Origin of the sequence: Chelatococcus sp. XZ-Ab1, from assembly GCF_029309855.1 — a bacterium.
Taxonomy (GTDB): Bacteria; Pseudomonadota; Alphaproteobacteria; order Rhizobiales; family Beijerinckiaceae; genus Chelatococcus_A; species Chelatococcus_A sambhunathii.
Genome location: NZ_JARKII010000001.1, coordinates 118,610 through 143,764, shown reverse-complemented (window position 1 = coordinate 143,764; position 25,155 = coordinate 118,610). Strand labels below are relative to the sequence as shown.

Here is a 25,155-nt window from a genome sequence, read left to right as displayed (position 1 = left end):
GGGCAAACCCGCCGCCCGGCCGCCATTCCAGTGACGAAAGACCCCAAGGCATGATCCGCTCTCCCCTCATCACCGTGATGACCGACGCCGTCATGAAGGCGGCTCGCTCGCTCAAGCGCGACTTCGGCGAGGTCGAGGCGCTGCAGGTCACGCTGAAGGGGCCGGGCGACTTTGTTTCCGCCGCCGACCGCAAGGCGGAGAAGACGCTGCGCGAGGCGCTGGAGAAGGCCCGCCCCGGCTATGGCTTCGTGATGGAGGAAAGCGGCATCGTCGAGGGAAGCGACAAGAGCCACCGCTGGCACATCGATCCGCTCGACGGCACGACGAATTTCCTGCACGGCTTCCCGCACTTCGCCATCTCGGTCGGCCTCGAGCGCGACGAGCAACTGGTGGCCGGAGTCATCTACGACCCGATCAAGGACGAGATGTTTGTCGCCGAGAAGGGCAAGGGTGCCTTCCTCAACAACAGGCGCGTCCGCGTCTCGGCCCGGCGCGAGATGCCCCAGGCCCTTGTCGGCTGCGGCATCCCGCACCTGGGCAAGAGCGGCCATGGCCAGCTCATCCGCGAGCTTGCCGCCGTCTCCGTGCGCGCCGCCGGCGTGCGCCGCTCGGGCTCGGCCGCGCTCGACATCGCCTATGTCGCCTGCGGGCGGCTCGACATCTTCTGGGAGCGCGGCCTCAACTCGTGGGACATGGCGGCCGGTCTCGCCATCCTGCGCGAGGCGGGCGGCTTCGCCAGCGACGCCGACGGCGGCGTCAACCCCATCGCCAGTGGCTCCATTGCCTGCGGCAACGAGACACTCCACCGCGAGCTGCTCGACGTGCTGAAGAGCGCACGCGCCTGAGCGATCGCTGACAGGTCGCGGTGAGCTTGCGGCACAGTCACGAAGATGCCGACAAGACGTGCGACGAAGGGCCATTGTCGGCACGCCGCGCAACGCGTGCCGGCTTGATCGCCGGGTATTCCCCGGCGAACATGGGTGTATAGTCCCTTCGGACACAACCCGATGGTTTGAGATGGCGGCCGGCGATTCCCTCAAGCTTTCCTCCCCCCGGATCTACCTGGTCCGCATGGGCGTCTTCCTCATTCTGGTGGGCTTCCTCGCCTTCGTGCTCTACCGCCAGATCTGGTCGGCCTTCCTCACCAACCCGGCGCTGAATGGCATCATCCTTGGGGTGCTGCTCATCGGCATCGTGCTCGCCCTGCGGCAGGTAGCCCGGCTCTTCCGGGAGGTGCGCTGGGTCAACAACCTGCGCCGCAGCGGCGAGGGCGTCGCCCTCACCGACATGCCGGTGCTGCTCGCACCCATGGCGACGCTGATCGGCGACCGCTTCGGCCGCGGCGGCGTGCCCACGGCGACCCTGCGGGCCATACTCGATTCCATCGCCGCGCGCCTCGACGAGAGCCGCGACATCACGCGCTATCTCGCCGGGCTGCTCGTCTTCCTCGGCCTGCTCGGCACCTTCTGGGGCCTGCTCGAGACCGTGAGCTCGGTGGGCAAGGTCATCCAGTCCATGCGCACCGGCGGGGAGGCGAGCGCCCTCTTCGACGAGCTCAAGGCAGGCCTCGCCGCGCCACTCGGCGGCATGGGCATTTCTTTCTCGTCCTCGCTCTTCGGCCTCGCCGGCTCACTCGTTCTCGGCTTCCTCGACCTTCAGGCGGGCCAGGCGCAGAACCGCTTCTACACCGAGTTGGAGGACTGGCTCGCGGCCTCCGTCGCCGACGTCACGCTTGATGCCATGCCCGGCACGCCGGCCCTTGCCGCCGGGCAGGATGTCGCAGCGGCGCTGGAGCGGCTCACCACCGCCGTCAGCGAGGGCCAGAGCGGGCGGGCCGCCACCCATGCCATGGCCAATCTCGCGGAGGGCATTCAGGGCCTCGTCCAGCACATGCGCACCGAGCAGCAGATGATCCGCGACTGGGTGGAGGCTCAGGCGAGCCACCAGCGCGAGATCAAGCTGCTGCTCGAGCGCCTGAATGCCGAGCGCGCGCGGATCGACTAGCATGGCCCTGTCCCGCGCCCGCCGGTCAGACCGCCGGATCGATTACTGGCCCGGCTTTGTCGACGCGCTGTCGACGCTGGTTCTCGCCATCATCTTCCTCTTGTCGGTCTTCATGCTGCTGCAGTTCTTCCTGTCTCAGGAGATCTCGGGCAAGGACACCGCACTGCAACGGCTCAACCAGCAGATCGCCGAGCTGACCGAACTTCTCGCCCTGGAGCGCGGCTCGAAGAAGGAGCTGCAGGACAATCTCTCCGTCCTCCAGTCGACGCTGTCGGCGAGCGAAGCCGAGCGCAACCGCCTCTCCGGCCTGCTCACGAGCGGTACGGCCGAGGGCGACGCGGCGAACCGGCGCATCGGCGAACTGGAAGGCGCGCTGTCAGCAGAACGGGACATTTCCGCGCGCGCCCTTGCCCAGGTCGAACTGCTCAACCAGCAGCTTGCCGCCATGCGCCGGCAACTGGCAGCACTGGAGGAGGCGCTGGAGGCGTCGGAGGCCCGCGACAAGCAGTCCCAGGCTCGCATCGCCGACCTCGGCTCGCGCCTCAACACCGCGCTTGCCCAGCGGGTACAGGAACTTGCCCGCTTCCGCTCCGACTTCTTCGGGCGCCTGCGGCAGATTCTCGGCAACCGCTCGGACATTCGAGTCGTCGGTGATCGCTTCGTGTTCGAATCCGAGGTGCTGTTCGATACCGGTCAGGCGACGCTTCTGCCCGCGGGAACGGCCGAGCTCGACAAGATTGCAAGCGCGGTGCTCGAGCTCGCCCGCGAGATCCCGCCCGACATCCCGTGGGTGCTGCGCGTGGACGGGCACACCGACAAGCGCCCCCTGTCAGGCACCGGCCAGTACAAGTCCAACTGGGCCCTGTCGGCGGCGCGCGCCATCTCCGTGGTGCAATATCTCGTCGAGAAGGGCGTGCCGCCCCAGCACCTGCTCGCCGCCGGCTTCGGCGAATTCCAGCCCATCGAGCTCGGCGACACCGAAGACGCCTTCCGTCGCAACCGCCGCATCGAGCTGAAGCTCACCGAGCGGTGACGGTCGGCATAGGAGGAACTGGAGGGCCTGGAGCAACCCGTCCCCCTCCCCCCGCTTGCGGCGGGGAGGGGCCAGGGGCGGGCGGCGCCGCCTGAGCGGCGCATCCGTTACCCTCGTCCCCGAATTCGCTGCCGCCTGCCTGCTGAACCACCCCCCACCCCGACCCTCCCCGCCACTTCGTGGGGGGAGGGAGAAGAGGCCGCCCTTCTCCGCTCCAAAAATCTACTTCGCAGCGAGCACCTCGGCCGGCACGTCGCCGAACTGCAGGCGGGCGAGCTTGGCATAAAGACCGCCCCGCACCGCAAGCGTCGCGTGCGTGCCCTCCTCCACGATGCGCCCCTCGTCCATGACGAGGATGCGGTCGGCGGACTGGACAGTCGCGAGGCGGTGGGCGACGACGATCGTGGTGCGGCCCTGCATCAGCCGGTCGAGCGCTGCCTGCACGAGGCGCTCGCTCTCGGCATCGAGCGCCGACGTGGCCTCGTCGAGCAGGAGGATCGGCGCGTCTTTCAGGACGGCGCGGGCGATGGCGAGGCGCTGGCGCTGGCCGCCCGAGAGCGTGACGCCGCGCTCGCCGAGCATGGTGTCGTAGCCCTGCGGCAGGGCCGTGATGAAGGCGTCGGCGGCCGCGAACTCCGCTGCACGGCGCACCTCTTCCATGGAGGCATCAGGGCGGCCGTAGCGGATGTTGTCGGCGACACTCGCGCCGAAGATGACCGCCTCTTGCTGCACATAGGCGATACGGCTGCGCAGCGCCGCAAGGTCCGCGCGGCGCACGTCGACGCCATCGACCAGCACCCTGCCGCCCTGGCAATCGTAGAACCGCAGGATGAGCTGGAACACCGTGGTCTTGCCGGCACCCGACGGCCCGACGATGGCAACGCGCTCGCCCGCCGCAACCGAGAAGTCGAGTGCATGCAGCGACGAGCGTTCGGGCCGGCTCGGATAGGCGAAGGACACGTTCTCGAAGGCCACCGTGCCACGCGGCGGCTGCGGCAGGGCAACCGGCGAGGCGGGCGAGGCGACGCTCGCACGCGTGGCGAGCAACTCCGACAGGCGGCCCGCCGCACCTGCCGCCTGGGATACCTCGCCCCAGACCTGGCTGAGCTCGCCGAGCGCGCCGGCGGCGAAAACCGCGTAAAGCACGAACTGGGACAGCCGCCCAGCGCTCATGCGGCCGCCGAGCACGTCCTGCGCGCCGTACCACAGCACGGCGACGACGCTCGCCGCGATGAGGAAGAGCGCGACGGCGGTGAGATAGGCACGGGCGCGGATGGAGGCGCGCGCGGCCTCGAAGGCGTCCTCGGCGGCCGCCTTGTAGCGCCGGGCGGTCGCTGCCTCGACGCCGAAGGCCTGCATGGTGCGGATGGCGCCGACCGCCTCTGTGGCGAAGGCGGAGGCGTCGGCCAACCTGTCCTGCGCGGCGCGCGAGCGCCGGCGCACGCTGCGCCCCGAGGCGACCAGCGGCAGGACGATGACCGGGATGGCGGCGAGGACGAGGGCCGACAGACGCGGGCTCGTCACCACCATCATGGTCGCCGCGCCGATGAAGAGAAAGAGGTTGCGCAGCGCGATCGAGGCACTCGCCCCGAATGCGGCCTTGATCTGCGTCGTGTCGGCGGCGAGGCGCGAGGCGAGATCGCCGCTGCGCGCACTGTCGTAGAAGCCGGGATCGAGCCACAGGAGATGGCGGAAGACAGCCGTGCGCAGGTCCGCCACCACGCGCTCGCCGAGCGTCGTGACGATGTAGTAGCGGGCCGCGCTCGCGACGGCGAGCACGGCGACGACGATGACGAGCATGCCGAAATAGGCATTGATCATGCCGCTGTCGGGGTCGGAGAAGCCGCCGTCGATCACTCGCCGCACCGCCAGCGGCAGCGCAAGCGTCGCGCCCGCAGCAACGACGAGCGCCACGAGAGCCGCCGCGATGCGGCCACGGTAGGCGAGCGCGAAGGGCACCAGCGGCTTCAGCGCCGCCATCGGCGCGCGCTCGCCCCTTCCCTCGCCCGCCGCCCCGCCGTCCGCGGCTTCGCCCTCCATCCGCATGCGGCCCCTGCCCGCTGCCATCGTCCCGTCCTTTCCTCCTCGCCGGATCGCCCGCGGCGATTTTGGCCTTTCTGCCCTGCTTGTGTCCGACTTGGCGCTGCGCTATAGGGTCGCGACCTTTCAGGAATATCCGTCGTCGTCACGATGCGCTGCTGCCGGCGCGAGGCGTGCGGCGCAGTGTTGGACAAGGACACCGCCATGAAAAGCGATACGCATCCCGATTACCACTTCATCAAGGTCGTGATGACCGACGGCACGGAATATGTCACGCGCTCGACCTACGGCAAGGAAGGCGACGTGCTGAACCTCGACATCGATCCGCGCACCCATCCGGCCTGGACCGGCGGCTCGCAGCAGCTGCTCGACCGCGGCGGCCGTGTCTCGCGCTTCAACAACCGTTTCGCCGGCCTCAGCTTCGGCAAGAAGTAAGGGCGGGGCGGAGCCTTCCGCCTCTCTCCCCAAATGCAAAGCCCCGGCGCTGCCGCCGGGGCTTTTGCTTGTCGCGGGGAGGCTGTCGTGATCAGTGCCGGGAAAAGGCCGACTGCAGACGCCCGAGCTGCAGGGCGACCGGGCTCGTCGACGAGGTAAGCAGACTTTCCCCGCTCAGGAGCGCGTCGAGATGCAGCACGCGCTCCTGCAGGCGCAGCGAATGGTCGATGAGCTCGCGCATGCGCTCGGGCAGGAGCGAGACCAGATCGTCCGACGTCGGTGAATTCTGCCAGGTCAGCTTGACCTTGTGCTTTTCCTGCATCGCCTGCTCGGGCGTCAGTTCCCCTTCCGCCACCGCGCGCTGCAGCAGCAGCCAGGACGCGACCTGCATGAGGCGTGTCGTCAGCCGCATGCTCTCGGCGGCATAGGCGAGCGCTGCCTGCCTCTGCAGTTGGCGGCTCTCCTCGCGGCCCGGCCCGTCGAGATAGGCAGCCGATTCCTCGATCAGGTCCATACCCTCGCGGAACAGCAACCGAAAAGCCTCGGAAGCCACGAAGCTGCGCCCGAAGGGAATGGGGGCCGTATCGTCGTTGTGCTCGCTGCGGAGCTTGCTCTGTTCGCTCATGGTTCCTCGCGCCTCCCTCGGTTCCGCCACCATGCTGCTCCGAAATGGAACGTTGCACTCGTTGCGGGAGACACGCTGCAAGTTTGCCGCCAATCACCTCAGCAATAGGTTAACGAAACTGCCGATGGAGAGAAAGCGGCAGAATTTAAGAGCATGCATGCGGAGCGGCCCCGACGTCGGCCTCACCGATCCACGGCAGCGGAAATGGTGATCAAGCCTCTTGTGTTGATCAGATTTCCCTGGCGCTTCCGGCGCCCGGCCCCGCCGCGCGGGTATCAAAAAAGAGCCGCCCGAGGGGCGGCCCGAAGTGATAACAGGGAGGCGTCAAACAGAGTGGACAGGAGCCACTCGGCATCCAGAAGACTGGATAGCTGCCGTTATAAATCGGAAACCTTAACGCTCCGTTAAGCTGCGGCGTGCCAGCGAGGGCGCTCGCGTCCCGCTACGGCACAGGCTGATCCATCATCCAGAATGGATCAGCGGAAGAAGGCGTTCGCCGCCTGCCGTGAAGCCTGCTTCGCCTCTCTCATCCCCTCGAGCCGGGCAATCTCCGCCTTGAGCAGCGTGATCCTGTCCTCGAGCTCGTCGAGCGACAGCGCCGACAGATCCTGCCCGATCTCGTGAGCGAGGGGACTCTTGCCGAGGGGACCCTTGCGCGGCTCGTCGCCGAAGATGTCCTGCATGTCCTCCCTCCCGTCGCCAGTTGCGGACCCCTCAGTTTACGGCGAGGCGGCCGGGATTGTCACCCGCCCGGGCGACGGTGACCCGCTGTCGGCCCTCCACCGTGCCTCGGTCGAAAAAATTTCGCGTGCCATGTCGATCCCGGCGATGCTCGCTCGTCGTAGGGGCAGGAAGGCCATCGGGGCCTCTCCGGAAGACAAGGAGACGAGACGATGCGTGTGATGGTCATGGTCAAGGCGACCAAGGACAGCGAAGCCGGCGCCATCCCCTCGGCCGAGCTGCTCGAGGCCATGGGCAAGTACAACGAGGAGCTGATCAGCGCCGGTGTGCTGCTGACCGGCGACGGGCTGAAGCCTTCGTCCGCCGGCAAGCGCGTGGCCTTCGACGGCCCCAACCGCTCCATCATCGACGGCCCTTTCGCCGAGACGCGCGAACTGGTCGCCGGCTTCTGGCTCTGGGAGGTCAAGGACATGGACGAGGCGGTCGCCTGGGTGAAGCGCTGCCCCAATCCGATGCCCGGGCCGAGCGAGATCGAGATCCGCCCCGTGGTCGATGCCACCGATTTCGGCGAGGAGCTCGCCCCCGAATTCGGGGAGCGGCTCAACCGTCTGCGCGAGAGGCTGCCGGAACGCTGAGGCATCCCCTCGTCGCCATGCTTGCCTTGCCGCCTGTTTCTCGCCTAAGCGGGAGGCATGGCGGCAAGCGACACCCACCGCGCGATCGAGACGGTCTTCCGGATCGAACGCGCGCGGCTGGTCGGCGGCCTCGCCCGCATCGTACGGGACGTCGACCTCGCCGAGGAGCTGGCGCAAGACGCGCTCCTTGCCGCCCTCTCCGAATGGCCGCGGGCGGGCGTGCCACATAATCCCGGCGCGTGGCTGATGGCCACCGCCAAGCGCCGGGCCATCGACCGGCTGCGTCGTACCGCGATGCTCACGCGCAAGCACGCCGAGATCGGCCGCGATCTCGCCGAGGACGGCGCGGATCCTGTGGCGGCGCTCGAGGCGGCGCTCGACGACGATGTCGGCGACGAGGTGCTGAGCCTCATCTTCACGGCCTGCCACCCCGTCCTCTCGCCCGACGCGCGCGCAGCCCTGACGCTGCGCCTCATCGGCGGCCTGACGACGGACGAGATCGCGCGCGCCTTCCTCGCGGGCGAGCCGACCATCGCCCAGCGCATCGTCCGGGCCAAGAAGACCTTGCGCGAGGCCGGGCTGAGCTACGAGGTGCCGCGCGGCAGGGAGCGGGCGGAGCGCCTCGCCTCGGTGCTGAAGGTGATCTATCTCATCTTCAACGAGGGCTATGCCGCCACGGCCGGCGCGGACCTGACTCGCCCTGCGCTGTGCATGGAGGCCCAGCGCCTCGGCCGCATCCTGGCCGGCCTGATGCCCGAGGAGCCGGAGGTCTTCGGCCTCCTGGCGCTGATGGAGCTGCAGGCCTCCCGCCTCGCCGCGCGCCTGGGGCCGGACGGCATGCTCCTGCCCTTGACAGAGCAGAACCGCGCCCGCTGGGACCAGCTCCTCATCCGCCGCGGCCTTGCCGCCCTCGCGCGCGCCGAGGCCCTGAGCGGGGCTCGCGGGCCCTATGCCCTGCAAGGGGCCCTCGCCGCCTGCCACGCGCGGGCGCGGCGGGCCGAGGAGACGGACTGGGCGCGGATCGCCGCGCTCTACGGCGTGCTGCGCGAGGTCATGCCCTCGCCGGTGGTCGACCTCAACCGCGCCATCGCGCATTCCATGGCCTTCGGCCCTGAGGCCGGCCTTGCCCTCCTCGCAGCGATCGACGCCGACGCCCTGCGCAACTATGCACCCCTGCCCGCCGCCCGGGGCGATTTCCTCTTCCGCTCCGGCCGCCTCGCCGAGGCGAAGCGGGCGTTCGAGGAGGCGGCCGCCCTCACCCGCAACGAGCGCGAGCGGGCTTTTCTCCTCAAGCGGGCGGCCGCCTGCGGCGGCTGAATGCGGGAAGAGGCGGGCGCCGACAAGACGTCGCCGCGATCCTCTGCGATCATTTGCCAGATCGACGCGACGCGCTTATATAGCGGCCAGTCCCCGTCATCGACGATCGATGATTGCTTCGGCCCCGCCGGGTCGGAGCGCAGGGAAACCGTGTCTGCCAGGCCGGGGCGCCAGGCGCCCGCCGAAATGTCTTAAGGAGCCGACCATGTCCACCGGACCGCTGATGCCCAAGGCGACCGCCGTCTGGCTCGTCGAAAATACGGCGCTGACGTTCGACCAGATCGCCGACTTCTGCAAGCTGCATCCGCTCGAGGTGAAGGGCATCGCCGACGGGGAGGTCGCGGCCGGCATCAAGGGGCTCGATCCGACGGTAAACGGCCAGCTCACCCGCGAGGAGATCGCCCGGGCGGAGGCCAATGCCGCCTACCGGCTCAGGCTCGCCCCGCCCAAGGTCAAGCTACCGGAGGTCAAACGCAAGAAGGGCCCGCGTTACACGCCCGTCTCGCGCCGCCAGGACCGGCCGAACGCCATCCTCTGGCTGCTGCGTAACCACCCCGAGCTGAAGGACGCGCAGATCATGCGCCTCGTCGGCACGACCAAGACGACCATCCAGCAGATCCGCGACCGCACGCACTGGAATGCGGCGCATCTGACGCCGATGGACCCGGTCACGCTCGGTCTTTGCTCGCAGATCGATCTCGACTTCGAGGTGGCCCGCGCCGCCAAGGACCGTCCGCAGGTGGCGCCCGAGGGCGACCAGACGCTGCTGCCGGCCGAAGTCACCACCGCCCCCGAGGAGGAGGTGCAGCCCTTCGGCGACACCTCGCGCCCGCGCCGGGAGGAAGAGGAAAAGCTCGACGTCGATTCCGTCTTCGCCAAGCTCAAGCAGCTCAAGCGCCCGGACGACGAGGAGGACGAAGAACTCTGAGAAGCCGCCGGGAACGGCGCTTCCGACCGATCGGACCCCGCGGCACCATCCGCGGGGTTTTTCTTATGGGGCAGCCGATCCGCCCGGACGGCGGGCGAGCACGGCGGCGATCTCGTCGAGCGCCGCCGGATCGTCGATCGTCGCGGGCACGGACCATGCGTCGCCGTCGGCGATCTTCTTCATGGTGCCGCGCAGGATCTTGCCCGAGCGCGTCTTGGGCAGGCGGGCGACGACGAGGGCGAGCTTGAAGGCGGCGACGGGGCCGATCTCCGCGCGCACGCGGGCGACGATCTCGGCCTCGATCTCTGCGGGCGTGCGATCGACACCGCTCTTCAGCACGACGAAGCCGACGGGCACCTCCCCCTTCACAGGGTCGCTCGCGCCGACGACGGCGCATTCGGCAACGTCGGGATGGGCGGCGATCACCTCTTCCATGCCACCGGTGGACAGGCGATGGCCGGCGACATTGATGATGTCGTCCGTCCGCCCCATGACGAAGAGATAGCCGTCCTCGTCGATGTAGCCTGCATCCGAGGTCTTGTAGAAGCCGGGGAACGCCTCGAGATAGCTCTCGCGGAAGCGCTCGTCGGCCTGCCACAGGGTAGGCAGGCAGCCGGGCGGCAGCGGCAGCTTCACCGCGATCTCGCCCATGGCGCCTCTCGGCTGGTCCTTGCCCGCCTCGTCGAGGATGTGCACGTCGTAGCCGGGCATCGGCACCGTCGGCGAGCCGTGCTTGACCGGCAGCGCGCCGAGGCCGAGCGGATTGCCCGCGATAGCCCAGCCGGTCTCCGTCTGCCACCAGTGGTCGATGACCGGCACGTTCAGCACCCGTTCCGCCCATTGCACGGTGTCGGGGTCGGCGCGCTCGCCGGCGAGGAAGAGGGCGCGGAAGGCCGTCATGTCGACATTGTCGATCAGCGCACCCTGCGGATCCTCCTTGCGGATGGCGCGGAAGGCCGTCGGTGCGGTGAACAGCGTGGTGACGCCGTGCTCGGCGATGACGCGCCAGTAGGCGCCGGCGTCGGGCGTGCCGACGGGCTTGCCCTCGTAAAGGATGGTGGTGCAGCCCGTGAGCAGCGGTCCGTAGACGATGTAGCTGTGGCCGACCACCCAGCCGATGTCGGAGGCCGCCCAGAACACTTCGCCCGGCGCCACGCCGTAGAGGTTCTGCATGGACCATACGAGCGCCACCATGTGCCCGCCGTTGTCGCGCACCACGCCCTTGGGCTTTCCGGTCGTGCCCGAGGTATAGAGGATGTAGAGCGGGTCGGTGGCCTCCACCGGCGTGCAGTCCACGTCCTTGCCGGCCGCGCGGGCCTTGCTCACCGTCTCCGTCCAGTCGAGGTCGCGGCCCTTGACGAGGCTCGCCTCTTCCTGGGCGCGCTGCAGGATGAGGCAGGCCTCGGGCTTCGCCGGGGAGAGCTCGATCGCCTCGTCGAGCAGCGGCTTGTAGGGCACGACCCGGGTCGGCTCGACCCCGCAGGAGGCGGACAGGATGACCTTCGGCTCGGCATCGGCGATGCGCTGTGCCAGTTCCCGTGCGGCGAAGCCGCCGAAGACGACGGAATGGATGGCGCCGATGCGGGCGCAGGCGAGCATGCCGACCACCGCCTCCGGCACCATGGGCATGTAGATGACGACGCGGTCGCCCTTGCCGACCCCTAGGTCGCGCAGCACGGCCGCGAGCACGCGCACCTCCGACAGAAGGCCGTTGTAGGAGATGATGCGCTTCGCCCCCGTGACCGGGCTGTCGTAGATGATGGCCGGCTGGGAGCCGCGCCCGGCGTCGACATGCCGGTCGACCGCGTTGAAGCAGGTGTTGCAGGTCGCCCCCGGGAACCAGCGCCCGTAGACGCCGAGGGAGGCGTCGAAGACCTGCACCGGCGGGCGCATCCAGTCGATGGCCTTGGCCGCCTGCCCCCAGAAAGCGAGCGGATCCCTGCGCCAGGCCTCGTAGACCTCCCCGTATCGGCTGCGTGCTGCGGATGCCTTGGGCACGGCGATCATGCTGGCTGTCCTCCCCCTTGGCCGGAGCGTGCCCCGGCGGACAGATGGTGCGACCGGTGGCGGCGCCTTGCAACATGCCCGACAGCATGTCCGGCCCTGTGAGCATAGCAGCCCGGCGGCCGGCCGCCTTGAGACTTTCGGCGGGTCTGACTACCAAGAGATGCCTGCCGAGCCCAGCCCGAATGATCAACGATCCCCTTTTCTATTTCGCCGCCATCCCGGCGGTTGTCATCATCGGCCTTGCCAAGGGTGGCTTCGTCGGGCTCGCGATCCTGGGCATTCCGCTGATGGCGCTGTTCGTGCCGCCGGTGCAGGCCGCGGCGATCATGTTGCCCATCCTTATCGTGCAGGACGCGGTCGGTATCTATGCCTTCCGTCGGCATGTGAACAAACGCCTGCTCGCCATCACCCTCACGGGCGCGCTGGCCGGCATCGTCCTTGCGACCTTCACGGCCGCTGCCGTCTCGGAGGCGGCGGTGCGGCTCGCCGTCGGCCTCATTGCCCTCGTCTTCGCCCTCAACTGGTGGCTCAATCTCGCCAAGCAGGCGGCGGGCGAGCGGCCGGGCGGCATCGCCTGGGGACTGTTGTGGGGCAGCGTATCCGGCTTCACCAGCTTCATCAGCCATGCCGGCGGGCCGCCGTTCCAGGTCTACGTGCTGCCTCTGAGGCTCTCACGCGACGTTCTCGTGGGCACCACCACGTGGTTCTTCGCCACCGTCAATCTGATGAAGGTGGCGCCTTATGTCTGGCTCGGCCAGTTCACGCACGAGAACCTCACAACCTCGCTCGTGCTCATGCCCGTCGCCGTCGGTTCGACCATGGCGGGCGTTTGGCTGGTGCGGCGCGTCGACCCGACCGCCTTCTATCGCCTCATCTACGCCCTGCTCGTGCTCGTCGGCCTCAAACTGACATATGATGGGCTTATTGCACTCATCTGATTCTTCCCGTCCCGCCCGGGATGAGAGCACGACAGGAAAAGCCATGCCGCCGTTCGCACCTTCCATTATCCTTCGCACCGGCGTGGCCTGCCTTGCCATCCTCCTGGCAGGCGCTAGCGCGGCCGCCTTCGACCTGCAGGGCCACCGCGGCGCGCGCGGGCTCTCGCCCGAAAATACTCTTCCCGCCTTCGAGAAAGCCCTGCGCACCGGGGTCGCGACCCTCGAGCTCGACATCGGCATGACGAGCGACGGCGTGCTCGTCGTCTCGCACGACCCGAGGCTCAATCCCGACATCACGCGCGGGCCCGACGGCAGCTTCCTGACCGGGCCGGGCAAGGCGCTGACCGCCATGACGCTCGAGGAACTGCGGAGCTTCGACGTCGGCCGCACCAGGCCGGACAGCCGCACCGCCAAGTCCTTCCCGGAGCAGACGGCGGTCGACGGCACGCGCATACCGACGCTCGAGGATGTCTTCGCCCTCGCCGAACGCCTCGGCGCGAAGGACGTGCGCTTCAACATCGAGACCAAGTCGAGCCCGGCGCCGGATGCCGGCACGCCCGAGCCGCGCACCTTCGCCACGGCGCTGGCGAAGGCCATCGACAAGGCCGGGCTCGGGGAGCGCGTCACGGTCCAGTCCTTTGACTGGCGCACCCTCATGGCCCTCAAGGAGGTCTCGCCCGACATTCCGCGCGTGTGCCTGACGAGCGAGGGCAATTTCGATACGCTCCAGCGCGGCAAGGACGGGGGCTCGCCCTGGCTCGGTGGCCTCGATGTTGACGATTTCGATTCGGTGCCGGCGCTCGTCGCGGAAGCCGGCTGCACCACCTGGTCGCCCAATTTCCGCAACCTCACGCAGCCGCTCGTCGAGGAAGCCCAGGAGATGGAGCTGGCGGTGGTGCCCTGGACGGTGAACGAGACCGACGACATGGCGCGCCTGATCGACTGGGGCGTCGACGGGCTCATCACCGACTATCCCGACCGGGCCCGCACCGTCATGGCCGCCAAGGGCCTGCCCCTGCCCGCGCCGGTCGCACCCTAGGCCGACGAGGCGCCTCTCCCTTTGGCTGATTGATCGCCCGCAACCTCGCCGGCTAGGCTGCCACATCGCAAGTTCCGAAGCGGACTGGAAAGATGACGGCCTCAGCCTACGACCTCCACCTCGACCGCAACCCGGCCAATTTCCAGCCGCTGACGCCGCTGACCTTCCTCGAACGGGCCGCAAGCGTCTTTCCCGAGCGTACGGCCATCATCCACGGCAGTTTGCGCCGCAACTATCGCGACTTCTATGCTCGCGCCCGGCGCCTTGCCTCGGCGCTCGCAGCTCATGGCATCGGCCGCGGTGACACCGTCTCGGTGATGCTGTCGAACACGCCGGCGATGCTCGAATGCCACTACGGCGTGCCCATGACCGGAGCGGTGCTCAACACGCTCAACACCCGGCTCGACGCGGCCATCATCGCCTTCACGCTCGACCATGCCGAGACCAGGGTGCTCATCACCGACCGCGAGTTCTCGAAAACCATCCGCGAGGCACTCGCCCTCGCCAAGGCGAAGCCGCTCGTCATCGACTACGACGACCCCGAATACGACGGCCCCGGCGAGGTCCTCGGCAAGACGGATTATGAGACCTTCCTCGCCGGCGGCGACCCCGACCATGCATGGCAGATGCCGGACGACGAGTGGGACGCGATCTCGCTCAACTACACCTCGGGCACGACCGGCGACCCCAAGGGCGTCGTCTACCACCACCGCGGTGCCTACCTGCTTGCCATGGGCAATGTCGTCACCTGCGGCATGGGGAAGCATCCCGTCTATCTGTGGACGCTGCCGATGTTCCACTGCAACGGCTGGTGCTTTCCCTGGTCCATCTCGGTGGTCGCCGGCACGCATGTGTGCCTGCGCCAGGTGCGCGCCGGCGCCATGTATGCAGCGCTCGCCGAACATGGCGTCACGCATCTTTGCGGCGCGCCCATCGTCATGGCGACGCTGCTCAATGCGCCTGCCACGGACAAGCGCGATTTCACGCAGAAGGTCGCCTTCTTCACCGCGGCCGCGCCGCCGCCCGAGGCGGTGCTGGCCGCCATGAAGGACGCCGGCTTCGACGTGACCCATCTCTACGGCCTCACCGAGACCTACGGTCCCGCTGTCGTCAACGACTGGAACAGCGCCTGGGACGACCTGCCGACGGGTGACTATGCGGCGAAGAAGGCGCGCCAGGGCGTGCGCTACCTCGTGCTCGAAGGCCTCGACGTGCGCGACCCCGAGACGCTCGCATCCGTGCCGGCCGACGGCGAGACGCTAGGTGAGGTCATGTTCCGCGGCAACGTTGTGATGAAGGGCTATCTGAAGAACAAGGCTGCCACCGACAAGGCCTTCGCCGGCGGCTGGTTCCACTCCGGCGACCTCGGCGTCAAGCACCCCGACGGCTACATCCAGCTCAAGGATCGCTCGAAGGACATCATCATCTCCGGCGGCGAGAACATCTCCTCCATCGAGGTCGAGGATGCGCTCTACAAGCATCCGGCGGTGCAGGCCGCCGCGGTCGTCGCCAAGCCGGACGAGAAATGGGGCGAGACGCCGTGCGCCTTCGTCGAGCTCAGGCCCGGGGCGGAGGCGACGGCGGAGGAACTGATCGCCTTCTGCCGCAGCCGACTCGCGGCCTTCAAATGCCCGCGCCACGTGGTCTTCACCGAACTGCCCAAGACCTCGACGGGCAAGATCCAGAAATTCCGCCTGCGCGAGATGGCCCGCGAGGCGTGACGCGTCGGCTCGCCCATATGAAAACGGCCACCCTGAGGGGTGGCCGTCGTGCCGGTCGTGCGGCCGGCAGATCCGTCAATGTATCGATTGCGATATCGTCGTATGACGCAAGCGCTCCATCTCGTCCTTCAACTGCAGCTTCTTGCGCTTGAGTTCCGCGATCTTGAGCTCGTCAGCCGAGGGGCTGGCCTGCACCGTTTGGATCTCGCGCTCAAGCGCTTCGTGCCGCTTTGCGAGTTCGGCCAGATGGGCGTTCAAAGACATCGCTTTCCTCCTTCGGATCACTCCGACGACAGAACTGTGACACAGCATTGTGGCGGAGTCGAAGCAGATTCCGCCATCGGCGGTGCACCGGCGGCGAGCCGTGGGCAAGCCACCCTTTTTGCAGGGGCTCGGCTTGCCGAGCGTGCGGCCACGCCGCATACTTCCGACTTCCGTCATTCACCGGATCGATGCCCCCGGGCAGCGCCATGATGACCATCGATATCGACGACGAAGACGAGCGCCAGCAACTGATGGGCGAACTCAATCGCCTGCGCGAGGAACACCGCGACCTCGATGCGGCGATCGCGGCGATCGAATCCGTCGGCCCCGCCGACCAATTACAGATCCAGCGGCTGAAGAAGCGCAAACTCATCCTCAAGGATCGCATCACCTTTCTCGAGGACAGGCTGACGCCGGACATCATTGCCTAGCGGCAGTCGGGCGGACACCCCCCTCGCAGCAACCGGACGCAATTTCGTGTCCCGAACGCCCGCAGCGTCGGCGCGTCGCGCGAGCGGAGCCGATTGCTGATTGCCGACTGGCCGCCTGTTACTGTATGCCCCGCGCGGAAGACTTTTCGCAGGATCATCAATGACGACGCAAACGCCGGTCGCCATCGTCATGGGCAGCCAGTCGGACTGGCAGACCATGCGCCACGCGGCGGAGACACTGGCCGCGCTCGACATCGCCCACGACGCGCGCATCGTTTCTGCCCATCGCACGCCGGAGCGGCTGTTCGCCTTTGCGAGGGGGGCGCGGGACGAGGGCTTCAAGGTGATCATCGCCGGAGCTGGCGGCGCGGCCCACCTGCCGGGCATGGTCGCCTCGCTCACCCCGCTGCCGGTCTTCGGCGTGCCCGTGCAGTCGAAGGCCCTGTCGGGCCAGGACAGCCTCCTGTCGATCGTGCAGATGCCGGCCGGCATTCCCGTCGGCACGCTCGCCATCGGGCGGGCCGGAGCCGTCAACGCTGCTCTTCTCGCCGCCGCGGTGCTCGCCCTCTCCGACACGGGGCTCGCGGCGCGCCTCGACGACTGGCGCGCCGCCCAGAGCGCGGCCGTGGCCGAGCGGCCGCAAGATGACTGACGCGATGCTCGCCCCAGGCTCCACCATCGGCATCCTCGGCGGCGGCCAGCTCGGCCGCATGCTGGCGCTCGCCGCCGCACGCTATGGCCTTAAGGCCCATGTCTATGCGCCGGAGCCTGACAGCCCGGCGTTCGAGGTGGCGGCCCGCCATACGGTTGCTTCCTACACCGACGAGGGAGCGCTCGTCGGCTTTGCAGCGAGCGTCGACGTCGTCACCTACGAATTTGAGAATGTGCCCGCCGACACGGCCCATATCCTCGAATCGCACGTGCCGCTGCGCCCCGGCGCACGGGCGCTCGCCGTGGCCCAGGACCGGCTCGAGGAAAAGACCTTCGTCAGCAACCTCGGCATCGCCACTGCGCCCTTCCGCGCCGTCTCCAACGAGACGGACCTGCGCGCCGCCCTCGCCGCTGTCGGCCGGCCGGCGGTGCTCAAGACGCGCCGCTTCGGCTATGACGGCAAGGGCCAGGTCATCATCCGGACGGGCGACGACCCGGCGACGGCGCTCGGCGCCATTGGCCACGTGCCGGCGATTCTCGAAGGCTTCGTGCCTTTCTCCCGCGAGGTGTCCGTGGTTGCGACCCGCGGCCACGATGGCTCCGTCGCCGCCTATGATCTGTGCGAGAACGAGCACCGCGACCACATCCTGCACATCACGCGGGTGCCGGGCACCCTGCCCGCGAACCTGTGCGACGAGGCACGCGCCATCGCCGGGCGCATCGCGACGGCACTCGATTACGTCGGCACGCTGTGCGTCGAGATGTTCGTCGTCGAGACGGACGGCGAGCCGCCGCGCCTTCTCGTAAACGAGATCGCACCCCGCGTGCACAATTCCGGCCACTGGACGATCGAGGGCGCGAAGACCTCGCAATTCGAACAGCACATCCGTGCCATCTGCGGCTGGCCGCTCGGCTCGGTCGTGCTCGTCGGATCGGTGGAGATGACCAACCTCATCGGTGAGGACATGGCGGCCTGGCCGGAACTCCTCGCGGAGGAAGGCGCGCATCTGCACCTCTACGGCAAGGCGACAGCCCGGCCCGGTCGCAAGATGGGCCATGTCACCCGCGTCAAAACCTGAGGCTGGGGCCGGTTTCAGGCGCCGGACCTGTGGACAGGCGCCGTCCGATCTGTTATCCACCCTGCCACGGTTGTGGCGCGCCGTTCGCGCCATTATGGCGTTTCGCCACCCATCACGAATTCAAAAGCGGGAAGACGACGCGTGCAGGTTCTCGTTCGCGACAACAACGTTGATCAGGCGCTCCGTGCGCTGAAAAAGAAGATGCAGCGCGAAGGCATCTTCCGGGAAATGAAGCTCCGCGGCCATTACGAGAAGCCGTCGGAGAAGCGTGCCCGCGAGAAGGCCGAGGCCGTCCGCCGCGCCCGCAAGCTGATGCGCAAGCGCCTGCAGCGCGAAGGCCTGCTGCCGAGCAAGCCGAAGCCGACCCGCTGAGGGGCCGCCGCAGCAGGAATTGCCTCCCGCTCCGGCATCGCGGCATTGGCTTATCATCACGGGGTCCTGGCCCCGGCAGCGCAAGCGCCCTCCTCGCGGATGGGCGCTTTGTTTGCATGTGCCGGCCCCGCCTCTCGGGGGAGTGCCTGCGAGGCCACGGCCGCGCCAGGGTCTTCACGCTCCTGCCTCACTTGTGTCCGAGAACCGGCACGCAACAAACGATTCAAGTTGTTCGGGGTGGAGGATTGACGTGATCGAACGGAGGAAGTCGGCCTCTGGTGCCATCCTGTCGGCGACAACGCTCGGCCGCAGCCTGCTGCCGCTTGCCGTGGCGCTTGCATTGGCCGGTTGCGAGACGGTGAGCGGCGTCGGTGGCTCGCGCGGTGTGGCCGAGCTCGTCCAGGAGAATCCGGACGCGAGCAAGACCAATATCGCCTCTCTGTCGGATGTGATCCGCGCCAACCCGAACGATCCCCAGGCCTACAACGCTCGCGGGGCGGCCTATGCGCGCTCCGGCCGCTACAGCGACGCAATGAGCGACTTCAACCAGGCCATCAAGCTCGATCCAAACTTTGCCGCCGCCTACACCAACCGGGCGCTGTCGCTGCGCCAGACCGGCCGGGACGACCAGGCGCTGGCCGATTTCAACCGTGCCATCCAGGCCGATCCCAACTACGGGCCCGCCTATCTCGGCCGGGCCAATCTGCTGCGCGTCAAGGGCGACTTCAACCAGGCGCTGGCCGATCTCTCCCGGGTCATCCAGCTCAACCCCGAATCGGCGGAGGCCTATCATGCTCGTGGCCTCGTGCACCAGCGCCAGGGGCAGAACGAGCTTGCCATCGCCGACTTCCGCTCGGCCATCGACCGCAATCCCTTCGCCGGCGCGCCCTATGCCGCGCGCGGCCAGAGTCTCGTCGCCGTCGGCAAGTATCAGGAGGCGATCGAGGACTTCAACGCCGCCCTCAACGCAGACAACCGCAATGCGGTGGCCTGGGCTTGGCGCGGCGTCGCCTTCGAGCGCCAGGGCGACCGTACGCAGGCGACTGAGTCCTATCAGCGGGCTCTCGCCATCGACAGCGGCAACCAGGTGGCGCGCGAAGGCATGTCCCGCGTCGGCGGCGGCCTCGCCCTCTTCCGCTGATCCGCCCTTTACTGCCGGCCGGCCGCCTGCGGCGCCGAAACGGTCAGAACATCCGCGCCGATAACCCTCCCTGTGAGGGCATCGGCGATAAAGCGCCGGATGTGCGGTACCGCGCCATGGTCGAAGAGATCGACGTGGCCGCCGTCCACGAAGCGCACGAAACGGCGTGCCGTTATGGCAAGGCCGAATAGCGCTTCGCCATGGGCGAAGGGGATGACGCCGTCGCGCATGCCGTGCAGGACGAGCATCGGCACGCCGATACGGTCCACGATTTCCTCGCTGCGGAACTGGTCGCTCATGAGCAGCGACACCGGCACGAAGGGATAGATGCCGGCGGCCACCTTGGCCGTCGACAGGTAGGGCGCCTCGAGGATGACGCCAACCAGCCGCTGCTCGGCCGCAAGGCGTACGGCAACGCCCGTGCCGAGCGATTCGCCATAGGCGAAGAGCCGCTCGGTGCCAAATCGATGGGCGGCATAGGCATAGGCCGCTGCGCCATCGCGGTGCAGGCCCGCCTCGCTCGGGCTGCCGGTCGATCCGCCATAGCCCCTGTAGCTGACAGCAACGAGGCCGGTACCGTCCGCGACCAGCTGCCTGAAGCGGCTGACACGGAAGGCGAGCGCGAGATTGCCCGCATTGCCGTGGAAGAAGACGAGCACCGCCCTGCCCGGCGCCGGCGGCACCACCCAGGCGTTCAGCCTTTCGCCATCGCTCGTCTCGATCTGCACCTGCTCGAGCCCGGGGATGGCTGCGACGCTGCCGTCGATCGGTGCGGCGTCGGCTGGAAACAGCAGGTCGCGCTGGAATACGACAAGCCCCGCCACGATCAGCCCGTAGACGATAGCGAACAGCGCTGCGGCATTGAGCGCGATCTTGATCATGTCGGCGCCATATCATGAGCGGGGCGGCTGCCGCCAGCCACGGCCTCGTGAGAGGCAGCCAGGAAAAAGGCCGCCTCGCGGCGGCCCTTCCGATGCCTGTTGGCCAAGCGCCGCTCAGTCCAGCGCCTTGACGATCTCCTCCACCATCTTCTTGGCGTCGGCGAAGAGCATCATGGTGTTATCCTTGAAGAACAGCTCGTTCTCGACGCCGGCATAGCCCGAACCCATGCCGCGCTTGACGAAGAGCACGGTCTTGGCCTTCTCCACGTCGAGGATCGGCATGCCGAAGATCGGCGAGGCCGGGTCGGTCTTGGCCGCCGGGTTCGTCACGTCATTGGCGCCGATGACGAAGGCCACGTCCGCCTGCGCGAACTCGGAGTTGATGTCCTCGAGCTCGAACACCTCGTCATAAGGCACATTGGCCTCTGCGAGCAGCACGTTCATGTGGCCCGGCATGCGGCCCGCCACAGGGTGAATGGCGTATTTGACCTCGACGCCCTCGTGCTTGAGCTTGTCGGCCATCTCGCGCAGCGCGTGCTGCGCCTGTGCCACCGCCATGCCGTAGCCCGGCACGATGATGACCTTGCTCGCATTCTTCATGAGGAAGGCGGCATCGTCGGCCGAGCCCTGCTTGATGGGCCGTGCCTCGGCCTCACCGCCGGCCGCCATCGCGCTTTCGCCGCCGAAGCCGCCGAGGATGACCGAGATGAACGAGCGGTTCATCCCCTTGCACATGATGTAGGAGAGGATCGCACCCGAGGACCCGACCAGTGCACCCGTGATGATGAGCGCGAGATTGCCCAGGGTGAAGCCGATGCCGGCCGCCGCCCAGCCCGAGTAGGAGTTGAGCATCGACACGACGACGGGCATGTCGGCGCCGCCGATCGGGATGATGAGCAGGACGCCGAGGGCGAAGCTGACGAGCGTGATCAGCCAGAAGACCAGCCGGCTCTCCGTCAGCACGAAGAGGATGATCAGAACCACGAGCGCCGCCGCGAGCGCAATGTTGATGGCGTGCCGGCTCGGCAGCATGATCGGCTTGCCGCTCATGCGCCCGTCGAGCTTGAGGAAGGCGATAACGGAGCCGGTGAAGGTGATGGCGCCGATAGCGACACCGAGCGCCATCTCGACAAGACTGCCGCCGTGGATGGCGCCAACCTGGCCGATGTCGAAGGCCTGCGGCGCATAGAGCGCGGCAGCCGCCACCAGCACCGCCGCCATGCCGACCAGTGAGTGGAAGGCCGCGACGAGCTGCGGCATCGCCGTCATCGGCACGCGCTTGGCGATGACGGCGCCGGCGCCACCGCCGATGGCGATGCCAACGACGACGAGCAGCCACGCGAACCCGCCCGCCGGCGGATGGCCCACCAGCGTCGTCACGATGGCAAGGCCCATGCCGATCATGCCGTAGAGGTTGCCCTGCCGCGACGTCACCGGATGCGAGAGGCCGCGCAGCGCGAGAATGAAGAGGACGCCCGCTGCGAGATAGAGAAGGGTCGAGAGATTGGCCGACATTCGCTCAGCCCTTCTTCTTGTACATGGACAGCATGCGCTGCGTGACGAGGAAGCCGCCGAAGATGTTGACGGAAGCGAAGACGAGGGCGATGAAGCCGAAGATCCGCGCCCACACCGGGCCGTCGCCGAGGGCCGGCGCCGTCTCGACGCCGACGGCAAGCAGCGCGCCGACGACGATGACGGAGGAGATGGCGTTGGTCACCGACATCAGCGGCGTGTGCAGCGCCGGCGTCACCGACCAGACCACGTAGTAGCCGACGAAGACCGCGAGCACGAAGATGGCGAGGCGGAACACCGTCGGGTCGACGGCGCCGCCCGTCGCGGCATGCGCGGCAGCCCCCAGCGCCGCGGCCGCCTGATCGGCATAGCTCTGTGCGGCTTCGGCCGCTTGTCTGGCGACGTCGGCCGCCGCACGGGCCTGTTCGAGCGCCTGTTCCGGCGTCAGGTTGGCCATGGCTCGCTTCCCCCTGCTGATCCTCGCCCCGGACGGGGCCTGTCGGACTGACTTAACCCTGCGGCTGGAAGGCCGGATGGACGACGGCGCCGTCGCGCGTCAGGCAGGTGGCCTTGACGAGTTCGTCGTCCCAGTTCACGGCAACGGCCTTCGTCTCCTTGCTGACCAGCGTCTCGACGAAGGCGTAGAGGTTCTTGGCATAGAGGCTGGAGGCGGTGGCTGCCAGCCGTCCAGGCACGTTGAGATGGCCCACGATCTTGACGCCGTTGTGCACCGCGACCTCGCCGGGCTTGGCCAGTTCGCAGTTGCCGCCGCGCTCCACCGCGAGATCGACGACGACCGATCCCGGCTTCATCGATTCGACCATCGCCCTACTCACCAGCTTCGGCGCCGGCCGACCCGGAATGAGGGCGGTGGTGATGACGACGTCCTGCTTGGCGATATGCGCGGCAACGAGTTCCGCCTGCTTCTGCTTGTAGGCGTCCGACATCTCCTTGGCGTAGCCGCCGGCTGTCTCCGCCTGCTTGAACTCCTCGTCCTCGACGGCAATGAACTTGGCGCCGAGCGATTCCACTTGTTCCTTCGCCGCCGGGCGCACGTCGGTCGCGGTCACGACGGCGCCGAGGCGCCGGGCGGTGGCGATGGCCTGCAGGCCAGCGACGCCCGCGCCCATGACGAAGACGCGCGCGGCCGGGACCGTGCCCGCCGCCGTCATCATCATCGGGAAGGCACGGCCGTATTCCGCCGCGGCGTCGACCACGGCGCGATAGCCGGCGAGATTGGCCTGTGATGAAAGGACGTCCATCACCTGAGCTCGGGTGATGCGGGGCATCAGCTCCATGGCGAAGGCGGCTACGCCGGCCTCGGCGAGGCCCTTCACTGCAGCCTCGTTGCCATAGGGATCCATGATGGCAATGACGAGCGCACCCTTGTTGACGCCCTTCAGCGCCTGCGGCTCCGGCCGCCTGACGGCGAGTACGATGTCGGCACCCTTCACGGCTTCCGCCGCCGTCTTGGCGATGGTCGCCCCGGCGGCTTCGTAATCTGCGTCCGTGACGCCGGAGGCCAGTCCCGCTCCGGTCTCGACGGCGACGACCGCCCCGAGCGCCGTGAACTTCTTGACCGTCTCCGGCGACGCGGCCACGCGGCTTTCGAGATGAGCCGTCTCCTTCGCAATCGCGATGCGCATTGTTTCCCCCCGGGAACAAGGCCATCCCGCCAGGGCAGGGGCCGATCGTGATGAAAACCGCGGGGCCCGGCCGGGCCCGCCGTCAGAGCAGGAAGATCGCCAGGAAGACGAAGACGAGCACGACCGCGATGGTGGCCCATTTCGAGAAGGTGATGAACGCTGCGTAGGTGCGCTCGTGGGCGGGATAATCCATGTCCGGGTGCCCCCCGGCGGGAACGGCGTGCTTGTGTTCTGCCATGGTAATCCTCGGTATGATCCGGCGTCGTCCGGCTTTACCGCATGGTGCCGCCGCATGCAACGCGGGCCGCGAAGCATGGCCCCGTTCATTCGGCAGGCTTTGCTATTAAACCGTTTTAATCGACGCGCAAGAGCGTTTCTTCACGCCGGCGCGGAAAGGCCGGCCGCGGACAGAGCCCGGCCCTGCGCCGCCGCGACCGTATCGAGTCCGAAACGGTCGATCTCCGCCTCGAACAGGCGATGAAAGTTCAGCTCGGCCCCGAGATGCAGGAAGACCGCCCCGAGACCGATGGCTGCGCGATCCATGAAGACGAACTCGCGCGGCACCCGTACCGGCCCCTTCTCCCGCAACGCCTGCTTGACGCGCCAGGCCTCACGCCGGCCGTACTCGCCGGGCGCCACGCCGTCGGCGATCGTGCGCACCCGGTCGTCCAGAAGGGGGCCGTAGATGAAGCGCGCCCACAGGTTGAGCACCTCGATGAGGTCCTTGCGCAGGCCGCGGAAGCCCCAGGTCTCGTAGGCCGCGACGACCCGGTCCGGCTCGTCGTCGCGCAGGCCCTGGTAGAGGTCCACCACCCCGCCCACGAAGCGGGCGGGGAAGATGCGGATGCAGCCGTAATCGAGCAGGTTGATGCCGGCGGCGTGGCCCGCCGCATCGTCGAAGACCGTGTAGTTGCCGAGATGCGGATCGCCGTGGATGACGCCGAAATGCGAGAAAGGATGCCACCAGGCCTTGAACATGGCCGTGGCGAGGCGATTGCGGGTCTCCAGCGGCGCCTGCTTGTAGGCGAGGATCGGCCGCCCCTCCAGCCAGTCGAGCGTGAGCAGCCTCAGCGTCGACAGTTCCGCCCACACGCCCGGCACCCGCACCTCCGGCACGTCGGCGAGCATGTGGGCGTAGAGCCTGGCATGGCGCGCCTCGCGCCGGTAGTCGAGCTCCTCGCGCAGCCGCGCGCCGATCTCCTCCTGGATCTCGGCCGTGTCGATCTCCGGGCTCAGCCGCCGCTGCACGGCGAGCAGCATGCCGAGCTGGCTGAGGTCTGCCTCGACGGCCGACTGCATGTCCGGATATTGCAGCTTGCAGGCGAGCGGCACCCCGTCGTGCGAGCGCGCCCGATGCACCTGACCGAGGGACGCGGCCGCCGCCGGCTGCAGGTCGAACGCGCCGAAGCGCCCGGCCCAGTCGGGCCCGAGTTCAGCCATCATGCGCCGGCGCACGAAGGCAGCCCCCATGGGCGGGGCCTGCGACTGCAGCTTCTGCAGTTCCGCCGCATATTCCGGCGGCAGGGCGTCGGGGATGGTGGCGAGCAGCTGCGCCACCTTCATGAGCGGCCCCTTGAGGCCGCCAAGCACCCCCGTGAGCTCCGCCGCATAGCGCGAGCGGTCAGCCTCCCGCCCGAACATCCGCGTGCCCATCATCCGCGCGGCGATGCCGCCCACATTGGCGCCGACCCGCGCATAGCGGGCCGCACGCGCCGAGAACCGATTGCCTTCGGGATCGCTCATGGGGCGTTTTCTCCAACTGCCCCTATCTGGTG

The 25,155-nt window shown here is 68.2% G+C and carries 26 protein-coding genes; 15 read left to right on the top strand and 11 right to left on the bottom strand.

Going from position 1 to position 25,155, the window contains the following annotated elements; all coding sequences use genetic code 11:
• Positions 1-50: 50 nt before the first annotated feature.
• The 3 genes from P2T65_RS00680 to P2T65_RS00670 all read left to right on the top strand — a co-directional run bounded on the left by P2T65_RS00680 (position 51) and on the right by P2T65_RS00670 (position 3,037).
• A complete protein-coding gene (locus P2T65_RS00680) occupies positions 51-845 on the top strand; it encodes an inositol monophosphatase family protein (protein ID WP_276198991.1) in 795 nt (264 codons plus the stop codon).
• A 172-nt stretch (positions 846-1,017) separates the two neighbouring features.
• Positions 1,018-2,004, top strand: coding sequence for a hypothetical protein (locus P2T65_RS00675; RefSeq protein ID WP_055457667.1), 987 nt, complete (start codon positions 1,018-1,020; stop codon positions 2,002-2,004).
• A gap of 1 nt (position 2,005) precedes the next feature.
• Positions 2,006-3,037 (top strand): peptidoglycan -binding protein, encoded by a 1,032-nt coding sequence (locus P2T65_RS00670; protein WP_055457668.1) that lies wholly within the window; start codon positions 2,006-2,008, stop codon positions 3,035-3,037.
• Between the two features lie 222 nt (positions 3,038-3,259).
• On the opposite strand, the gene P2T65_RS00665 is transcribed toward P2T65_RS00670, so the two are convergent.
• Positions 3,260-5,077 carry an ABC transporter transmembrane domain-containing protein gene (locus P2T65_RS00665; protein ID WP_071924515.1) on the bottom strand — a complete coding sequence of 606 codons (1,818 nt, stop codon included), beginning with the start codon at positions 5,075-5,077 and terminating at the stop codon, positions 3,260-3,262.
• Between the two features lie 204 nt (positions 5,078-5,281).
• Between P2T65_RS00665 and rpmE the strand changes: the two genes are divergently transcribed.
• Positions 5,282-5,512, top strand: a complete 231-nt coding sequence (rpmE, locus tag P2T65_RS00660; protein ID WP_026015329.1) for a 50S ribosomal protein L31 — start codon at positions 5,282-5,284, stop codon at positions 5,510-5,512.
• Between the two features lie 91 nt (positions 5,513-5,603).
• Here rpmE and P2T65_RS00655 read toward each other — a convergent pair whose 3' ends face one another.
• Together P2T65_RS00655 and P2T65_RS00650 are read right to left on the bottom strand one after the other, a co-directional pair.
• Complete coding sequence (locus P2T65_RS00655) at positions 5,604-6,137, bottom strand: DUF1465 family protein (RefSeq protein ID WP_063185467.1); 534 nt, start codon at positions 6,135-6,137, stop codon at positions 5,604-5,606.
• A gap of 476 nt (positions 6,138-6,613) precedes the next feature.
• Complete coding sequence (locus P2T65_RS00650) at positions 6,614-6,820, bottom strand: DUF1192 domain-containing protein (RefSeq protein ID WP_019403323.1); 207 nt, start codon at positions 6,818-6,820, stop codon at positions 6,614-6,616.
• A gap of 210 nt (positions 6,821-7,030) precedes the next feature.
• Between P2T65_RS00650 and P2T65_RS00645 the strand changes: the two genes are divergently transcribed.
• The 3 genes from P2T65_RS00645 (at position 7,031) to P2T65_RS00635 (ending at position 9,698) form a co-directional block, all read left to right on the top strand.
• Positions 7,031-7,453, top strand: a complete 423-nt coding sequence (locus tag P2T65_RS00645; protein WP_071924114.1) for a YciI family protein — start codon at positions 7,031-7,033, stop codon at positions 7,451-7,453.
• A gap of 57 nt (positions 7,454-7,510) precedes the next feature.
• A complete protein-coding gene (locus P2T65_RS00640; RefSeq protein ID WP_276198990.1) occupies positions 7,511-8,770 on the top strand; it encodes a sigma-70 family RNA polymerase sigma factor in 1,260 nt (419 codons plus the stop codon).
• 205 nt (positions 8,771-8,975) lie between these two features.
• Positions 8,976-9,698 (top strand): cell cycle transcriptional regulator TrcR, encoded by a 723-nt coding sequence (locus tag P2T65_RS00635; protein WP_276198989.1) that lies wholly within the window; start codon positions 8,976-8,978, stop codon positions 9,696-9,698.
• A 63-nt stretch (positions 9,699-9,761) separates the two neighbouring features.
• Here the strand turns inward: P2T65_RS00635 and P2T65_RS00630 are convergent, their stop codons facing one another.
• Positions 9,762-11,705 (bottom strand): propionyl-CoA synthetase, encoded by a 1,944-nt coding sequence (locus P2T65_RS00630; protein ID WP_276198988.1) that lies wholly within the window; start codon positions 11,703-11,705, stop codon positions 9,762-9,764.
• 182 nt (positions 11,706-11,887) lie between these two features.
• Here P2T65_RS00630 and P2T65_RS00625 point away from each other — a divergent pair, with 182 nt between their 5' ends.
• The 3 genes from P2T65_RS00625 to P2T65_RS00615 all read left to right on the top strand — a co-directional run bounded on the left by P2T65_RS00625 (position 11,888) and on the right by P2T65_RS00615 (position 15,403).
• Positions 11,888-12,643: a sulfite exporter TauE/SafE family protein gene (locus P2T65_RS00625; RefSeq protein ID WP_055457674.1), complete on the top strand. Its 756-nt coding sequence runs from the start codon at positions 11,888-11,890 to the stop codon at positions 12,641-12,643.
• A 43-nt stretch (positions 12,644-12,686) separates the two neighbouring features.
• Entirely contained in the window at positions 12,687-13,682 is a 996-nt protein-coding gene (locus tag P2T65_RS00620) for a glycerophosphodiester phosphodiesterase (protein ID WP_276198987.1), read from the top strand.
• Positions 13,683-13,774: 92 nt separating this feature from the next.
• Positions 13,775-15,403, top strand: coding sequence for an acyl-CoA synthetase (locus P2T65_RS00615; protein WP_055457676.1), 1,629 nt, complete (start codon positions 13,775-13,777; stop codon positions 15,401-15,403).
• Positions 15,404-15,478: 75 nt separating this feature from the next.
• Here the strand turns inward: P2T65_RS00615 and P2T65_RS00610 are convergent, their stop codons facing one another.
• Positions 15,479-15,667 (bottom strand): DUF465 domain-containing protein, encoded by a 189-nt coding sequence (locus P2T65_RS00610; RefSeq protein ID WP_019403314.1) that lies wholly within the window; start codon positions 15,665-15,667, stop codon positions 15,479-15,481.
• Between the two features lie 206 nt (positions 15,668-15,873).
• On the opposite strand from P2T65_RS00610, the gene P2T65_RS00605 reads away from it, so the two are divergent.
• The 5 genes from P2T65_RS00605 to P2T65_RS00585 all read left to right on the top strand — a co-directional run bounded on the left by P2T65_RS00605 (position 15,874) and on the right by P2T65_RS00585 (position 19,341).
• Positions 15,874-16,098: a DUF465 domain-containing protein gene (locus P2T65_RS00605; protein WP_198300549.1), complete on the top strand. Its 225-nt coding sequence runs from the start codon at positions 15,874-15,876 to the stop codon at positions 16,096-16,098.
• A gap of 160 nt (positions 16,099-16,258) precedes the next feature.
• Positions 16,259-16,750, top strand: a complete 492-nt coding sequence (purE, locus tag P2T65_RS00600) for a 5-(carboxyamino)imidazole ribonucleotide mutase (RefSeq protein WP_055457677.1) — start codon at positions 16,259-16,261, stop codon at positions 16,748-16,750.
• Positions 16,743-17,828, top strand: coding sequence for a 5-(carboxyamino)imidazole ribonucleotide synthase (locus tag P2T65_RS00595; protein ID WP_276198986.1), 1,086 nt, complete (start codon positions 16,743-16,745; stop codon positions 17,826-17,828). The genes purE and P2T65_RS00595 overlap by 8 nt, the downstream gene beginning before the upstream one ends.
• A gap of 141 nt (positions 17,829-17,969) precedes the next feature.
• Complete coding sequence (rpsU, locus tag P2T65_RS00590) at positions 17,970-18,200, top strand: 30S ribosomal protein S21 (RefSeq protein ID WP_019403310.1); 231 nt, start codon at positions 17,970-17,972, stop codon at positions 18,198-18,200.
• A 250-nt stretch (positions 18,201-18,450) separates the two neighbouring features.
• Complete coding sequence (locus P2T65_RS00585; protein WP_245280442.1) at positions 18,451-19,341, top strand: tetratricopeptide repeat protein; 891 nt, start codon at positions 18,451-18,453, stop codon at positions 19,339-19,341.
• 8 nt (positions 19,342-19,349) lie between these two features.
• Here P2T65_RS00585 and P2T65_RS00580 read toward each other — a convergent pair whose 3' ends face one another.
• The 6 genes from P2T65_RS00580 to P2T65_RS00555 form a co-directional block, all read right to left on the bottom strand.
• A complete protein-coding gene (locus tag P2T65_RS00580) occupies positions 19,350-20,222 on the bottom strand; it encodes an alpha/beta hydrolase (RefSeq protein ID WP_071924122.1) in 873 nt (290 codons plus the stop codon).
• 114 nt (positions 20,223-20,336) lie between these two features.
• A complete protein-coding gene (locus tag P2T65_RS00575) occupies positions 20,337-21,737 on the bottom strand; it encodes an NAD(P)(+) transhydrogenase (Re/Si-specific) subunit beta (RefSeq protein ID WP_055457680.1) in 1,401 nt (466 codons plus the stop codon).
• A 4-nt stretch (positions 21,738-21,741) separates the two neighbouring features.
• Positions 21,742-22,191: an NAD(P) transhydrogenase subunit alpha gene (locus P2T65_RS00570; RefSeq protein WP_055457681.1), complete on the bottom strand. Its 450-nt coding sequence runs from the start codon at positions 22,189-22,191 to the stop codon at positions 21,742-21,744.
• 52 nt (positions 22,192-22,243) lie between these two features.
• A complete protein-coding gene (locus P2T65_RS00565; protein WP_055457682.1) occupies positions 22,244-23,380 on the bottom strand; it encodes a Re/Si-specific NAD(P)(+) transhydrogenase subunit alpha in 1,137 nt (378 codons plus the stop codon).
• 82 nt (positions 23,381-23,462) lie between these two features.
• Positions 23,463-23,618 (bottom strand): aa3-type cytochrome c oxidase subunit IV, encoded by a 156-nt coding sequence (locus tag P2T65_RS00560; protein ID WP_019403304.1) that lies wholly within the window; start codon positions 23,616-23,618, stop codon positions 23,463-23,465.
• Between the two features lie 140 nt (positions 23,619-23,758).
• Positions 23,759-25,123, bottom strand: coding sequence for an AarF/ABC1/UbiB kinase family protein (locus tag P2T65_RS00555; RefSeq protein WP_063185481.1), 1,365 nt, complete (start codon positions 25,121-25,123; stop codon positions 23,759-23,761).
• Positions 25,124-25,155: the final 32 nt, after the last annotated feature.